Source organism: Sphingomonas populi, from assembly GCF_004208535.1.
In the GTDB taxonomy this organism is placed as follows: domain Bacteria; phylum Pseudomonadota; class Alphaproteobacteria; order Sphingomonadales; family Sphingomonadaceae; genus Sphingomonas; species Sphingomonas populi.
In genome coordinates, this window is the sequence record NZ_SGIS01000002.1 from 249,732 (window position 1) to 265,001 (window position 15,270).

At 67.2% G+C, this 15,270-nt stretch carries 9 protein-coding genes and 1 rRNA gene; all 10 read left to right on the top strand.

Going from position 1 to position 15,270, the window contains the following annotated elements; genetic code table 11:
* Positions 1-486: 486 nt before the first annotated feature.
* Positions 487-831 (top strand): hypothetical protein, encoded by a 345-nt coding sequence (locus EWE75_RS24885; RefSeq protein WP_165388243.1) that lies wholly within the window; start codon positions 487-489, stop codon positions 829-831.
* A gap of 7 nt (positions 832-838) precedes the next feature.
* Positions 839-1,543, top strand: coding sequence for a cellulose synthase operon protein YhjQ/BcsQ (locus tag EWE75_RS02515; protein WP_165388244.1), 705 nt, complete (start codon positions 839-841; stop codon positions 1,541-1,543).
* Positions 1,540-5,937: a UDP-forming cellulose synthase catalytic subunit gene (bcsA, locus tag EWE75_RS02520; RefSeq protein ID WP_130155107.1), complete on the top strand. Its 4,398-nt coding sequence runs from the start codon at positions 1,540-1,542 to the stop codon at positions 5,935-5,937. Before EWE75_RS02515 ends, bcsA begins: the two co-directional genes overlap by 4 nt.
* 5 nt (positions 5,938-5,942) lie before the next feature.
* Positions 5,943-9,200 carry a cellulose biosynthesis protein BcsC gene (locus EWE75_RS02525; protein WP_130155108.1) on the top strand — a complete coding sequence of 1,086 codons (3,258 nt, stop codon included), beginning with the start codon at positions 5,943-5,945 and terminating at the stop codon, positions 9,198-9,200.
* 7 nt (positions 9,201-9,207) lie between these two features.
* Positions 9,208-9,645 carry a cellulose biosynthesis protein BcsD gene (gene bcsD / locus EWE75_RS02530; RefSeq protein WP_130155109.1) on the top strand — a complete coding sequence of 146 codons (438 nt, stop codon included), beginning with the start codon at positions 9,208-9,210 and terminating at the stop codon, positions 9,643-9,645.
* Between the two features lie 2 nt (positions 9,646-9,647).
* Positions 9,648-10,661, top strand: a complete 1,014-nt coding sequence (locus EWE75_RS02535; protein WP_165388245.1) for a family 8 glycosyl hydrolase — start codon at positions 9,648-9,650, stop codon at positions 10,659-10,661.
* An 85-nt stretch (positions 10,662-10,746) separates the two neighbouring features.
* Complete coding sequence (locus EWE75_RS02540; RefSeq protein WP_130155111.1) at positions 10,747-11,238, top strand: hypothetical protein; 492 nt, start codon at positions 10,747-10,749, stop codon at positions 11,236-11,238.
* A gap of 157 nt (positions 11,239-11,395) precedes the next feature.
* Positions 11,396-13,738: a hypothetical protein gene (locus EWE75_RS02545; protein ID WP_130155112.1), complete on the top strand. Its 2,343-nt coding sequence runs from the start codon at positions 11,396-11,398 to the stop codon at positions 13,736-13,738.
* Positions 13,739-13,797: 59 nt separating this feature from the next.
* On the top strand, positions 13,798-14,709 hold the full coding sequence (locus EWE75_RS02550) for a hypothetical protein (RefSeq protein ID WP_130155113.1): 912 nt from the start codon (positions 13,798-13,800) through the stop codon (positions 14,707-14,709).
* Between the two features lie 438 nt (positions 14,710-15,147).
* A 16S ribosomal RNA gene (locus EWE75_RS02555) occupies positions 15,148-15,270 on the top strand; the annotation flags it as partial.

Genomic DNA, 15,270 nt, shown 5'->3' on the forward strand with positions numbered 1-15,270 from the left:
ATGTTGCGACGTCTGTTCGGCGTTTCAGATGATGTGTGTTCGGGTCAGATGGTGCGGCGTGGGTGCCTTGGGTGAACGGTGTCATCCGCGATGACGGTCGCGGCGACCGGGCTGATATCGAGCGAAATCCTCACGATCTGTCCCCTTGCTCGTCGCGGCGTCCTTCGGTGGAGACATGCAAGTGCGGCGTTCGGGTGATCCGAAACCGCCTTCAACCCCTGTGCATCCTCATCCGAAACGATCGCGGCGGCGCGTCGTTTTTCCTGTTGTTGGTATTAGATTTCATATTTTGGCACCGGTGTCATCAACTTTTTTATGGGGGTGGGCCCGTGCGGCGCGGCGCGGTCTGGTTGTGTCGGGGATAGTAAATCTCGTCTGTACGAATAGTTTTTTGATGATATTTCCGATCGTTGGGCGTTCTCCATACTTCGTTAACCAAAATATGGTGTGTATGAGGTGCCGAAGAATACCGAGCGGGGGCGTGACATGACCGATGATGTGCGTAGATTGCTCGACCAGCTAGGGCAGCCGGACCTCGAATATCGTATCTTCTCGGAAAAGGCCGAAACGCCGGGCTACTGGCCGATCTTCCGGCTGATCCATGCCAACCCCGCGCTGGCGCGCCTGCCCGGCGCGCAGCGCCGCTCGCCGGTCGCTGATCGTGGTGCGCCGGTCGCGCCGCCCGCCCAGGACTGGTCCGGCGCCGATCGCCGCGTCGGTGGCCCCGGCAAATTGTTCCGCCGTTATAGCGAAGCGCAGACGCCTGCCGCGCCGGCGCCGGAGGAACCATCCGACGACATTCGCGGCCTGCTTCGCCGCCTTTCGGAGTAGACCGGCGATGATCCTGCTTTTCCAGTCCCCCAAGGGCGGCGTCGGCACATCGACCGTCGCCGCCAATATCGCGCTGGGGCTCGCCGAGCGCGGCGTGTTCGTGACGGCGATCGATTTGACCGGGCAGGGCGCGCTGGCGTTGTGCCTCGGCGATGTCTCGGGGGCGATCGACCGATCGGGCGAGATTGATGGCGGCGCGGCGGTTGTCATCGCCGGGGTCCGCATGGTGTCGCCCGGTGAGGACCGGTCGGCCGCCGAGATCGTCGCGGCGATCGAGTCGCACGATAGCGATGATGGCGTCGTGATCGTCGATATCGCCTCGGGCGACCGGCAGGTGCTCGACCTGCTGTTGCCGGCCGCCGCGCTGCGGCTGTGCGTGCTGACGCCGGACCCCGCGACGCTGGCGGCGCTGCCGCTTGTGTACCGCGACGCGCAGGCGACACGCGACGACCGGACCTTCTTCCTGCTCAACCGCGTCGATGACCGGCTACGACTTGGCCGCGACATTGCGGCGATGCTGCGCGGTCTGCTCGGCGATCGACTGTTCGGTACGGTCCGGCGCGATGAGGCGGTCGGCGAGGCGCTCGCGATGATGGAGACGCTGGCGAGTTTCGCACCAGCCAGCGCCGCGCTCGGCGATTTCCGCGCGATCGCCAACCGGCTGGTCGCTGATCGCGACGACGCCACGCAGCCCCAGCGCGGTATCGCATGACCACCGCCGCTGCCGCCGCGCCAGACGCGATCCCCGGCGCCGGCTTGCCGCGCGGAGTCGCATGGCTGATCGCGATTGTCGCCGCGCCGATCGTGATCTGTGCGATCGCGGTGCCGCTGGACTTGCGTGAGCAATGGATGTTCGCGGCGGCGATGATCGCGGGGGTGCTCGTCATCAACCGCATCAAGGGCCGCCAGATGACGCTGGCGATCTGCCTGATCTCGGCGCTGGTCTCGACCCGCTACATGTGGTGGCGGACCACCGCGACGCTGGAGTTCGGATCGCCGCTGGAATTCGCGCTCGGCATTCCGCTGTATGTTGCCGAACTCTACGCCTGGCTGATCCTGATCCTCGGTCTGGTCCAGACCGGCTTCTCGCTCGACCGCCCGCTGGTCGCGCTGAAGGGCGAGCCGCGCCGGTTCCCGAGCGTGGACGTCTATGTCCCGACCTACAACGAGAGCCTCAACATCGTTCGCACCACCGTGTTCGCGGCGATGGCGATGGACTATCCGCCCGACCGCTTCCGCGTGTTCATCCTCGACGACGGCCGCCGCCCCGAGTTCCGCGACTTCGCGCGCGAGGCGGGTTGCGGCTATCTGACCCGATCGGACAATCTGCACGCCAAGGCGGGCAATCTGAACGCCGCGATGAAGCGCACCGATGGCGATCTGATCTGCGTGTTCGACTGCGATCACGTACCGACCCGCGCGTTCCTTCAGGTCACGGTCGGCTGGTTCCAGCAAGACCCCAAGCTCGCCGTCCTCCAGACGCCGCACCATTTCTACTCGCCAGATCCGGTCCAGCGCAACGTGACGGCGGTCGGCGATATGCCGGGTGAGGGCGAATTGTTCTACGGCGCGGTGCAGAGCGGCAACGACCTGTGGAACGCGACCTTCTTCTGCGGGTCGTGCGCGATCATCCGCCGCAAGGCGCTAGAACAGACTAACGGCTTCGCGGGCGAGACCGTGACCGAAGACGCGCATACCGCGCTGAAGCTGCAGCGGATGGGCTGGAATACCGCCTATATCAACGCGCGCCTGTCAGCCGGCCTCGCCACCGAGCGGCTGGTGCTGCACATCGGCCAGCGCATCCGCTGGGCGCGCGGCATGACGCAGATCTTCCGCATCGACAACCCGATGCTCGGGCGCGGGCTGAACCTGCCGCAGCGGCTTTGTTACCTGAACGCGATGCTGCACTTCCAGTTTCCGCTGCCGCGCATCATCTTCCTGACCTCGCCGCTGGCCTATCTGATCGCCGGGCAGAACGTGATCCACGCCTCGGCGGCGATGATCTTCGCGTATGCGGTGCCGCACCTGTTCACCTCGACCACCTCGAGCGAGCGGCTGCAAGGCTCCGAGCGGCGGCCGTTCTGGGGCGAGATTTACGAAACCCTGCTCGCCTTCCACCTCGCCAAGCCGACGGTGCTGACGCTGTTCAACCCGCACAAGGGCAAGTTCAACGTGACCGACAAGGGCGCGACGCTGGACAAGGGGTTCTTCGATTACCAGACGCTGCGCCCGCACATGATTTGCGCGGGGCTGCTGATCCTCGGCATCGCGATCGGCTTCGTGAAGTTGATGTTCCCGCAGACCTTCAACGTGCAGCTCGGCACGCTGCTGCTCAATACGGCGTGGACGCTGTTCAACCTGCTGATCCTCGTCTCGGCGATTTCGGTGGGGCGCGAGACGCGGCAGACGCGCGATGCGGTGCGGTTCGAGGCGGCGCTGCCGGTGTCGCTCTATCTCGACGACGGCTACGTCGTCGATGCGACCACCATCAACGTGTCGATGAGCGGCCTCGCCATTCGCGCGCCGGAACGCTTCGACGTGACCGGCCGGACCGTGACCGACGTTGGATTTCAGATCGGCCAGCGTGCCTTCACGGTGCCGGTCGAGACGATCAAGGTCGCGGGCGGGATCGCCCGCGTGCGCTTTCCCGCGCTGTCGATCGATGAGGAACGCCGCCTGTCCGAAGCGCTGATGGGGCGCGCCGACGCCTGGCAGCACACCACCAGCCACAAAACCGAAACGAGTTTCGAATCGATGAGGGACATCGCCAGAATTTCCGCCTCCACGCTGGTCGCAGGTGGCGGATCGGTGCGCAATCCGCGCCAGCTCGTCAGCGCGATCACCTCCGCGATGATCACGATGTTCCTGATCGCGCTGGCGCTCGGCATCCTCGGCGGCGTGGCCAATGCCGCGAGCATGCCCGCGCAGGCGCAGGCCGCCGCCGCAGCCGCCACGGCGACGACCGAAGCGGCTGAAGCGCCGGGCAGCCATGCATTGCACTTCACGCTGAAGGACTTGCGCGTCCAGAGCCGAATCCGTTTGCAGGGCACGCAAGGCGAAGTCGGCATTCCGTTCGGCTTGCGCCATGACGAAGTGGTTTCCACCGCGCAATTGACGCTCAACTTCGCCTATTCACCGGCGCTGCTGGGCGATCTCAGCCACCTTGTCGTGCTGGTGAACGGGGAAGTCGTGCGCAGCATCGCGTTGCCGACCGAAACCGCCAACGGCATCGCCATCACCATCCCGATCGAGCCGGCGCTGTTCACCGCCGGCGACAACCAGATCAACCTGCGCCTCGTCGGGCATTATGCGCGCGATTGCGAAGACCCGCTCAACAGCACCTTGTGGGCGAACATCAGCAACACGCGATCGGCGCTCGACCTGACCGTGCAAAAGCTGCCGCCACAGCGCGATCTGTCGGCGCTGCCCGCGCCGCTGTTCGACCGCTCACAGACGCAGGCGCTGAAGCTTCCCTTCGTGTTCGCCGGCTCGCCGACCAATGCCGAACTCCAGTCTGCCGCCGCAATCGCCGGCTGGCTGGGCGCGGAGGCGAGCTATCGCAGCTTCCAGTTCAAGCCGGTGGCGGGCACGCTGCCGGTGGGCAACGCCGTGGTGTTCCTGACGCCGAACCGTGGCGTTCCGGGCATTGCCATGCCGCAGATCGACGGGCCGACGCTCGCCGTCGTCGCCAATCCGCGTGATCCGTTCGGATCGCTGCTGCTGGTGATGGGCCGCGACGACCGTGAGCTGAAGCTCGCCGCCAATGTCGCGGCGACCAGCGGTGGCGCGCTGAGCGGCGCGTCCGCCTCGGTAAGCGGCGCGCGCGTGCCGGTGACCGACCGTTACGGCGCGCCGCGCTGGCTGCGTACCGATCGCGCTGTGCAACTCGGCGAGATCGTCCGGCCGCACAGCCTGCAAGGGCAGGGGCTGCCACCGGGACCGCTCACCGCCGATTTTCGGATCGCGCCCGATCTGTTCTATTGGCCGCGCACCGGGGCACGGCTCAACATCGGCTATACCTATCCGGTCGCGCCGTGGCTCGATCGCCAGCGCTCGCGGCTCGATCTGTCGCTCAACGGCCAGTATCTCAAGACCTTCCGCCTCGCCGAGGCGAACTGGTGGGGGCGGTTGTGGGGCGCGGCCGGTACGACGTCGCGGCACGACACCGGCAATGCGATCCTGCCCGGCTATGCGCTGTTCGGGCAGAACCAGATCTCGCTGTATTACGACCTTCAGGTCGCCGACAAGAAGCGCTGCTCGGGCACATTGCCGACCAACGTCCAGGTCGGCATCGACCCGACCAGCACGATCGACCTGACCGGCGTGCAACATGCCGCGCTGATGCCGAACCTCGCCTTGTTCGCGGGCGCGGGCTTCCCGTTCACGCGCACGCCCGATCTCGGCGAGACCGTGGTCGTGATGCCGGCCAGCCCGACCGCAAGCGAAGTCGAGACGTTCCTCGCACTGATGGGCCGGTTCGGTGATGCAACCGGCGTCGCGCCGACGCGGCTGACGGTGGTGCGCAGCATCGATGGCGACGACCTCGCCGGTCACGACATCCTCGTGATCGGCAGCCCGGCGCGGCTCAACGTCGGCAATCTGTTCGACGGCGCGCCGGTGCATTGGGGCGGCGGCCGTATCGAAGTGGCGCAACGCTCGGCGATCAGCCGCGCGTGGGACTATTTCAGCCCCTATGCCGAGGCGATGCCGGCCAACGTCGATCAGTCATTGCTCGCGACCAGCGGATTCCAGGGTGTGACCAGCTTCCACTCGCCGTTCGACCACGATCACAGCGTCGTCGCGGTGCTGGCGACCCAGCCGGATGCGCTGCCAGACCTCATCAACGGCCTCGGCGATCGTGACATCAACGCGCAGATGCAGGGTGATCTTGCCTTGTTCAGCGGCGACCGCATCGCGAGCTTCCGCGTGGGCGGCGTGTATTGGAGCGACATGCTGCCGTGGTGGCTGCGCATCGGCTTCTGGCTGAGCCAGCACCCGATGCTGCTGGCGCTCTCCGGCGTGCTGGCGGCGTTGCTGCTGTCGCTGCCGCTTTACCTGATCCTGAAGGCGCAGAAGCGCCGCCGGCTCGCCGGCATCAAGGAGTGACCGTAATGGCTTCGCGTACTGTCCTGAAGATCGCACTGTGCATGGCGATCGCCGCGAATACGGCGCCCGTCCAGGCCGCCCCGTCGGCGATCGACACGTTGCTGACCCAGGCGCGCTATTGGAACGCCAAGGGGCGGGGCGATCTTGCCCGTAACGCGCTGAACCGCGTGCTGGCGATCGACCCGAACAACGCGGAGGCGCGCGCCGCACTCTCGCGCCCGGCCCCGCCGAAAGCGCCGACCAAGCCGGTGGCGAAACCGGCGGCGTCGGCTGCGGCGCCCGCGCCGGCCGCGCGTGGTCCGGTGCGGACGAAGCCGAGCGACGGCGGCGGCGACGCCCGCGCGGCTGGGTTTGCCGCGCTCAACACCGACAAGCTCGATGTGGCGGCGGCGCGCTTCCAGGCCGCGCTCAAGGCGCAGCCGGGGGATCGCGATGCGCTCGGCGGGCTTGGGTTGGTGCGGTTGCGAACCAAGAAGTTCGTCGAGGCGCGCGACCTGCTCACCCGCGCGTCAGCCGGTGGCAACGCCGACAAATGGGCGACGGCGCTGGCGGCGGCGCAATTTTACGGCGACATGGACGATGCGCGGACGGCGCTGAAGGCTGGACAGGTCGATCAGGCCGAGCAGATCGCGCGGCGGCTCGCGACCTCCGACTTCAAGGACCGGGACAGCGCCAACCTGCTGCTCGGGGAGATCCTCTCACGGCAGGGGCGCAATGGCGAGGCGGCCACGGCCTATGCGCAGGCGGGTGCGGCAGGGGCGTCCAGCAGCGGCGCGCTTCGCGCTCAGGCGGCGCGCGCGCAGGCGCAGCAGCTTGCCGGGACCGGCGATCTGACCGGCGCGGTGCAGGCGTTCCAGACGGCGGTCGCGGCCGATCCGTCCGATCCGTGGGTGCGGTATCAATATGCGATCTTCCTCGCCGATCAGGGCCATCAGGGCGATGCGGCGGCGGTGATCGCGCCGCTCTCCTCGATGAACACCGCCGAGGCGTTGTATGCGGGCGCCTTGTTCTTCGATCATGTCGGTTCGCCGATGACGGCGGCGGCGCGCATGGCGCAGATCCCGGCTGAGCAGATGACGCCGGAAATGCGCCAGTTCGCGATCACGATGAAGATGGGCCAGGCGATCGACCGCATCAAGGCGTTGCAGGCGCAGGGCAATATCGGCGGTGCGCTGGCGGGGGCGCGTGCGCTCGCCGCCGGGCCGCAGGTGTCGGTGCGGACACTCGGCGCGGTTGCCGATCTGCTGATGTCGATGGGCGACGAGGCGGGCGCGCAGGCGCTGGCGCAGCGCGCGGCGGCGATGCCGCTGGCGGAGCCGGGCGACTATCAATCGGTGGTGGGCGTGCTGGCGCGCAGCGGGCAGGAGATCGAGGCGACGACGCTGATCGCGCGGTTCGGGAGTTCGGGCGACAGCAGTGCGGTGGCGCGGCTCAATGCGGTGCTGGCGGCCAATCAGGCCGACCGGATGCGGCAGGCCGGTCAGAACGCGGCGGCGTTCGACGTGCTGCGGACCGCCTACGCAAGCGCGCCGCAGGACCATGACATCCTCGGCGCGCTCGCCCGGCTGTACCAGAACGGCGGGATGCCGGGGCAGGCGCAGCAGGTCTATGCGATGCTGATCGCGCAGAAGGCCGACGATGTCGGCGCGCTCTCAGGGTTTGCCGAAGCGGCAGCCGCGGCGCGCGATTATGATAGCGCGGAACAGGCGATCGAGCGAGCGTTGACGATCGCGCCGCGCAATGCCGACGTCTATCTGTCGGCGGCGCGGGTCGAGCAGGCGCGCGGGCGCAAGGGCGCGGCGCTCAAATATCTCAAGCAGGCGCGGGCGCTGAGCGGCGGCGAGGCCGGGCTGGCAAGCGGTGCGCCGTTCGAAGGCGGCAACCCGTTCGCCAATGCCAGCGGCAATCCGTTCGCTGGCGGCACGGCAGCGGCGCCGGCCAATCCGTTCGCGCTGTCCGCGCGACCCAGCGGCATCAGCGGCGGTAACAGGTTTACGCCGGTCGGCGCGCCGTTGCCGCCAATGGGCGGTGGTGGGGGCGGGTTCGGTGCGGCCAATCCGTTCGGGCAGTCCGCCGGCGCGGCGGGCGCGTCCGCCGATCCGACGCTGGCGCGGATCGACCGCGAAATCTCGGCACTCGCTGGCGAGGCCGGGCCGACGCTGGATGCGAGCACGAGCTACCGCAACCGTTCGGGCGAGGCAGGGCTGAGCAAGCTCAACCAGATCGGCGCGACCGTGACGGCGGCGACGCATATCGGCACCGCCAAGATCAGCGTCTCGGCGTCCCCGGTCGTGCTCGATGCGGGCAACATGACCCGCTCCGGCCTCGCCCGCTTCGGCACCAACCCGACCGCCGAGGCGACTGGCATCGTCGACAAGGCCGTCTCTCAACTCACGCCCGCCAATTCGCAGCACGATGCCGGCGTCGCCGCGTCGATCGCGATCACGGTCGGCGCGCTCAAGGCCGATGTCGGCGCGACGCCGATGGGCTTCCAGAAGACCAACGTCGAGGGCGGCGCGAGCTTCACGCCGAAGCTTGGCGACCATGTCACCGTCGGCATCCACGGCGAGCGCCGCGCGGTGACCGACAGCCTGCTCTCCTATGCCGGCACGATCGATCCGGTCAGCGGCCTGCCGTGGGGATCGGTGATGCGCAGCGGCGGCGGCGGATCGTTCTCCTTCGACAACAACGGCAGCGGCATCTACGCGGATGGCGCCTATCATCGCTACGATGGCGTCAACGTGCGCGCCAACCGCGCGTTCGAGGGGAATATCGGCGGCTATATCAACATCTACCGCAAGGGCACGACCAGCGTGACCGGAGGCGCGAACCTCAATTACCAGACGTTCGACAACAACCAGAACTACTTCTCGTACGGGCATGGCGGCTATTTCAGCCCGCAGAGCTTCGTCGCGGTCGCCTTCCCGCTGCATTACCGCACCGAGACGGGCAATTGGAAAGCCGGCGCGGATTTCTCGCCGGGGTTCCAGAGCTACCAGCAGGATGCGGTGCCGGTGTATCCGACGCTGCCCGCCGCCCAGGCGCAACTCGATGCGCAGAAGATCAAGAACACCGACGTACGCTCCAGCTACGACAGCCTGAGCAAGAGCGGCTTCGCCTTCGCGGGGTCCGCCTCGGGTTCCTACCGGGTCGGCGCGGCGACGGAGATTGGCGGCGAGGTCAAATACAACAGCTTCGGCGTCTATAACGAGTTTCAGACGTTGTTGAGCATCCGGCAATCGCTGAGTGGTTCCGGGAAATGAGGGCATGATGGACCATTCGACCGCACGGACGCCCGCCAACGTGACGAGCCTCCTGCTCGACTTGATGCTGGCGGAAGTGCGCGAGACCGCACAGGCCGACGAGGAACTGGCCTTCCACCATTCGATCGGCTTCCAACTGGCCGCGCGCTATCCGTTGCAGCCGTCCGGCAATCTCGAAGCGGTCGAAGCCGAGCTGAACGACGTGTTCCAGCAACTCGGGCTGGGAACGGTGCGGCTTTCGGTAGTGAAGGACGGTATCCACATCCGCCACCGCCTGCTTCCGGTCGACGGGCTGGAGCAGGAAGGCGCGTGGCGGGGGGTGTTGCCGCGCGTCTTGCAAGGTGCCTATGACGCCTGGCTGCGCTCGCTGGGCAGCGGCCCCAAACTGCACACGACCATCGTGTCGAACGATGGCTTCACCTTCGAATTCCGGCATGGAGCATGACCGTGCCACAAGATCGTCGTAGTTTCATCGGTGGGTTGGCGCTGGCAGCTTTGTTGCCGGGCGGATGCGCCTCCGCCAGCCCGCCGCCCCCGGCCAGGGTGGGCGGACCGTGGACAGCCTTCTCGGCGCGGTTCCTCTCGCCCGACGGACGGATCGTGGACACCGGCAATGGTGGCATCAGCCATAGCGAAGGACAGGGCTACGGCATGCTGCTCGCGGAGGCGGCCGGCGACCGGGCCGGGTTCGACCGGCTGTGGGCGTGGACGAGCCACGCGCTGTCGCGCACCGATGTCCGGCTGTTCTCGTGGCGGTTCGACCCTGCGGCGGCGAATCCGGTGGGCGACCCCAATGATGCGAGCGACGGCGATATCCTGATCGCCTGGGCGCTGCTGCGCGCCTCGCTTCGCTGGAAGGTTGGGGAATATGGCCAGCAATCCGCCGCGATCCGGGGGGCGATCCGCAAGCATCTCATCCGGCAGGTCGGCGCGAGGACGGTGTTGTTGCCGGGGATTGCGGGCTTCGATACGCCGGGCTTGCTGACGCTCAATCCGTCTTATTACATCTGGCCCGCGCTCGATGCGTTTCTCGCCGCCGATGGCGCGGCGGCGTGGGGGGCGGTGCTGCGCGACGGCGAACAGATCCTCGCCGAAGCCCGGTTCGGCACGCACAAGCTTATCACCGACTGGATCGAGATCGATTCCGCCGGCGTCCGCCCGGCGCGCGGAAAACCGCCGCAATTCGGCTTCGATGCGGTGCGTGTCCCGCTCTACCTCGCCTGGGGCAAGCGGCGCGCTGCGTTGGCGCCGTTCCGCGACTTCTGGAGCGACTGCCTGACGCGGCATGTGGCGATCCCCGCCTGGATCGATGTCGTTAGCGGCGCGCAGGCGCCGTATGCGCTGTCGGATGGAGGCATGGCGGTGGTCGACATCACGCTGGGCCGAAGGCCGCGGAGCGCGCGGGGGGGGGATTATTTCTCAACCGCGCTGGGCGCGCTGGCGGCGCTCGCGGCGACCTGACCCGGATCGGCGCGTAATCGGTGGCACGTCGCCGCAGTGCCTATTATGCTGCAACGGCTTGATCCGCTTGCGAGGCGATTGTTCGATGGCATGTAATGGCTGGTGGCCGGCGCTGCTCCTGCTGGCGGGCTGCGGTGGCCCGCACCGCCCCCCGCCGGCGCCTTTGATGTTCGGCGGCTTGCCCGTTGCCGGCAGCCTCGCCGATGCCAAACGCGCCGGCTTCGTCGATTGCCAGCAAGCCGACGGGATCAGCATGCGGTGCCGCAAGCACAAGGTGATGTTCGAAGGCACCGGGCCATATGAAGCCGCCGTCGATCTCGTCGGTGGCGACGGCAGCGGCGGCTTCGGGTTTGTGACGTTGTGGCACGACCAGGATCAATACGCCGTCTACGCGATTACCGACGTGCTGGAAAAGCGGGGCTGGGTGAGCTGCAACACGGCAACCGGCGATCACGGCGACCAGATGATCTATTCCAAGAAAGGCGCGCGCGTCGGCGTGTTCATGGACCTGAGCTATTGGGGTAAGCGCCGGGTGCGCGTGATCCCCAACTGGAACCGGCGGGAGCGGCGCTGCTGAGGTACGCGCAACCCACGGCGGCGCCGATGGTTGTTGTCCGAGCGTCGCGCGGCAGTCCTGCCGCATTGCGGACACAGGCTGGCGGCATGACCGCGAGCGATTGACAGGTGCGGAGAACGTTTTGCGGCCTTTCCCTTTGTTATGTCTCGCGGGCCTGATGGGGCTGGCGTCGGCACCGCCGGCGCGCGCGGCGACCTCTTCGTTCGATCTGATCGGGCCGCGTCTTCATGTCATGGTGACTCATGGCGGCACCCAGCTTCCGTTGCAGCGCGTGCCGAACCTCGCCGAAGGCGATCAGGTTTCGATCAAGCTCGACCTGCTGCCGACGCAGACCGAGCATTACCGGCTGGTGGCCGCGTTCCTGCGCGGGACGGTGGAGCGCCCCGACAACAAATGGTTTCACGAAGCGTTGAGCTGGAAGCCCAAGAACGCCGAGCTTTCGCTGACCGTCCCCAAGGGGGCGCAGCAAATGGCGCTGTTCATCGTGCCCGAACGCGGCGGCAGCGCCAGTGCGATCAGCAGCGCGGTGCGCAAGCAGCCGGGCGCGTTCGTGCGCGCGGTGCAGGAACTCAACCAAGCCTCGCTCGACCGCGCGCGACTCGACACGTTCCTGCACACGATGTTGCAAACCGAGCGCGCGGCGCCGCAGACCGTCGCCACCATCTCGCCGGTGCTGGCGCGCAGCCTCGCGATCCGGCTGAAGTCCGAATGCCTCGAACAGCCAGCCGAGCTTCAGGCGGCTTGCCTGACCGTCGATCGCGAGACCTTGCTGTTGGCCGATACGCACAGCTCCGCGCTCGCCGACACGCTGGCGGGCACGCCGACCGACCTCGCGTTTCAGCTCAGCTCGACTCCGCAGGCGGGCTATGGATCGTACAGTTCGTACATCGGCGTGGTGCGCGACCTGTTCCGGCTGGTCGGCGCGTTCCAATCGACCCAGTTGCAGTTCATTCCGGCGCTGGCGCAGATGAACGACGGCGCGGTGACGGTGCTGCTCAACACGCCGGTATCGTTCGCCAAGCCGGCATCGGTCATCGTGCTGGCGTTGCCGGCGATCGAAGCGCCCAAGCCGCCGCCGCTGCGGCGTGCTGATCCGGCAGCCTTGTGCGCCGCGCCGGGCTTCGTCCTGCCGGTCGAGGGGGCGCCGCTGATCTATGCGACCGATTACGCGCATGACATGAAACTGCGGCTCAAGCGGACGGACGGGACGCCGGTGGAGATTCCGCTTCGCGCCGATGCGAGCGCGGGCGGGTTTGTTGCGGATGGCGCGGTTCCGGCCGGATCTTTCGGTGCTGTCACGTCAGGGCAGGTGCATGGCGACTGGGGTTTCGCCGCTTTCGACGGCCCGAGCTTCACACTGTCCAACCCGGGCGAGACAGGGTGGAAAGCGGCCGACGGCAGCGCGCTGGTGGCTGGGCGCTCCAACCAGCTCGACTTGACCGGCGGCGGGGCAGGGTGCGTCACCCAGGTCGAGATGCGGCGCGGCGATGGCGCGGCGCAGGCAGTCGAGTGGAAGCAGTCCGGCGCGAACGGCATCGTCGCGACGCTGCCGCTGGAGAAGATCGACGCCGGTTCGGTGTCGATCCTCGTCCACAGCAAGGGCGCGACGGACCCGGCGGTGGTGACGCTGCGCGCGTTTCAGGAGACTGGCAGCCTCGACGATCTCACCGTTTATGCGGGCGACAGCGAAGCCTTGCTGACGGGGACGCGGCTCGATCAGGTGCTCGGCGCGACGCTTGGCAAGCTGGCGTTGCAGCCCGGCACGCTGACCCGGGTCGGCAAGCAGGACCGACTTGCGCTGCGGCTCGCCGACCCGGCGGCGGCGCCGACGCTGGTCGCGGGAAAGACCGCGACGGCGGACGTGCTGTTCGCGAGCGGGAAGCACAAGACGGTGCAGGTGACGATCGCGCCGCCACGCCCGGCGGCGACGCTGGTGCGGGTGACGGCGCAACCGGCGGCGCGCGAGGGCGGGCGGGCGATCGCGCTCACATCGCCCGACGTCTTCGCGCAGGATTCGCGGATCGCCTTCGCCTTCCACCTCGATGGCGATGCGATGCTGACCGGCCGTGAGACGATCGAGATCGCCACCGCCGATGGCCGCGCGAGCACGACCGTTTCCGCCGGCAAGGGCTATGACCTGCAGGATGCGAAGACCGGCATCGTCACGGTGGTGCCGGCGGAGGCGCTCGGCCCGGCCGCGTTCGGCGCGCTGCGCTTCCGCACGGTGCGCGACGGCACCGCCTCGGCCTGGGTGCCGCTGGGGACGATCGCGCGGTTGCCGGAGATCCGTTCTGTCACATGCGCGGGGAAGGCGTGCAAGATCACCGGCAACCGGCTGTTCCTCATCGCGAAGACGGGCGCGAGCGCGAGTTTCGAGCCCGGACAGGCGGTGCCCGATGGTTTCGTCGGAACCGAGATCCCCGCCACGGCCGGCGCAGATGGCCGCATCTTCCTGCAACTGCGTGATGCGCCGCAGGCGGCGGCGACGGTGCGCGGATAATTGCCAAGCGGCGGATTTTCGGCGACCGTGGCGCGGGCCGCCTACGCAGGAGTGTATCGATGCCCCATTACCGCCATATCGCCGCTTCCGCACTCGTGCTGTGTGGCCTGGCTCCCGCGCAAGCGATGGCCGCGCCGTGGTGGTACGTGGCGCATGGCGCCGATCGCGCGGTGTTCATCGATGCCGGATCGATCGAGCGCGAGAAGGGCATGATGGTGTTCACCTCGAAAATGGTGATCCGCAAACCCGGCGATCCGGTGGCGATGACGGTTAGCTACATGAAGGCTGATTGCGCGAAGCGGCGGCTTGGCTGGGTCGGCGTGCAGCGGTTTGGTCATGACGAAGCGGTGATAGACACCTCTACGCGCCGCGATGCGGAGATGGCGGACGCCTCCGCCGATGCATTGGGTGCGCCGCAGCTCGCATTCGTCTGTTCCGAAGGGCGTGCCAGCGAGGCTCCGGGCGCATTCGAGCTGACCGTCGACGATGCCGCCTTCACCGAAGCCGTGTTGCGCGACCCCAGTGAGACGGTGCGTGCGGTGCACGATCGCATGGCGGGAGACGCGTCAGTGCCGGTGGTTCGTTCGACCGCGCCGCCGCCCGCGACCTTCGGCCAGGTCCAGACCGTCAAGCTGGGCGAGCCGCTGGTGCCGCCGCGCGACTACGCCAAGGGCACGCAGGTTCCCAATCCGAAGCTGTATGACGCGAACGAGGTCGGGACGATCTACGACATCGCCTATCAGGGCATCAAGGACGGCCAGATCCAGTTCGAGGTGCGCGGCTATTCGATCGACGACCTCGTCCACCCCGGCTCCGGCCAGACCGAGACGGCGGACCCGCGCGAGACGACGCGCAAGGTCCGCGACCTGCGGATCGCGATCAAGGCGGCGCTTCCCGACCAGATCACCTATACCGTCGCGGTCGAGAAGGCCGGCGCCGAGCCGCAGTCCTGTCCGCCCGGCGGCTGCTGAGCGGGACGCTGCGGTGGTATAGGCCCTTCGAAAACGCAAAAATGCGAATTTTCGAAAAAAGGGCTTGCCGACTCAGTTTAGTCGACCTATTTGCCCGCCTCCACGCAGCGGCATCCCACACGGAATGCTTCTGAAGGTCAGCAAAAGACCAGCGTTAGGTGCGCCTCGCAAGAGGCGTGTTTGTCGTCGGTATTTTGCGCTCTTTGACATTGTTGGTTTAGATGAAGGGACATGTGGGCGGCGGCTTGCGGGTTCTGGCGGCTTCAAGGCGTCGGACACTCGTTTAAAGCTAAGCTGCTCTATATGTCCTTCACGTATCCATACGTAAATGGGTTCCCATCAAAGTATTACTTTGATGGGCGCCTGAAGTTATGTGCAGAGCGGCTCCTTGAGATGAGCGGTTTGATCGGGGCATTCCACCTGGATCTTACCGAACATAAACTTGAGAGTTTGATCATGGCTCAGAATGAACGCTGGCGGCATGCCTAACACATGCAAGTCGAACGAACACTTTCGGGTGTTAGTGGCGCACGGGTGCGTAACGCGTGGGAATCTGCCCCT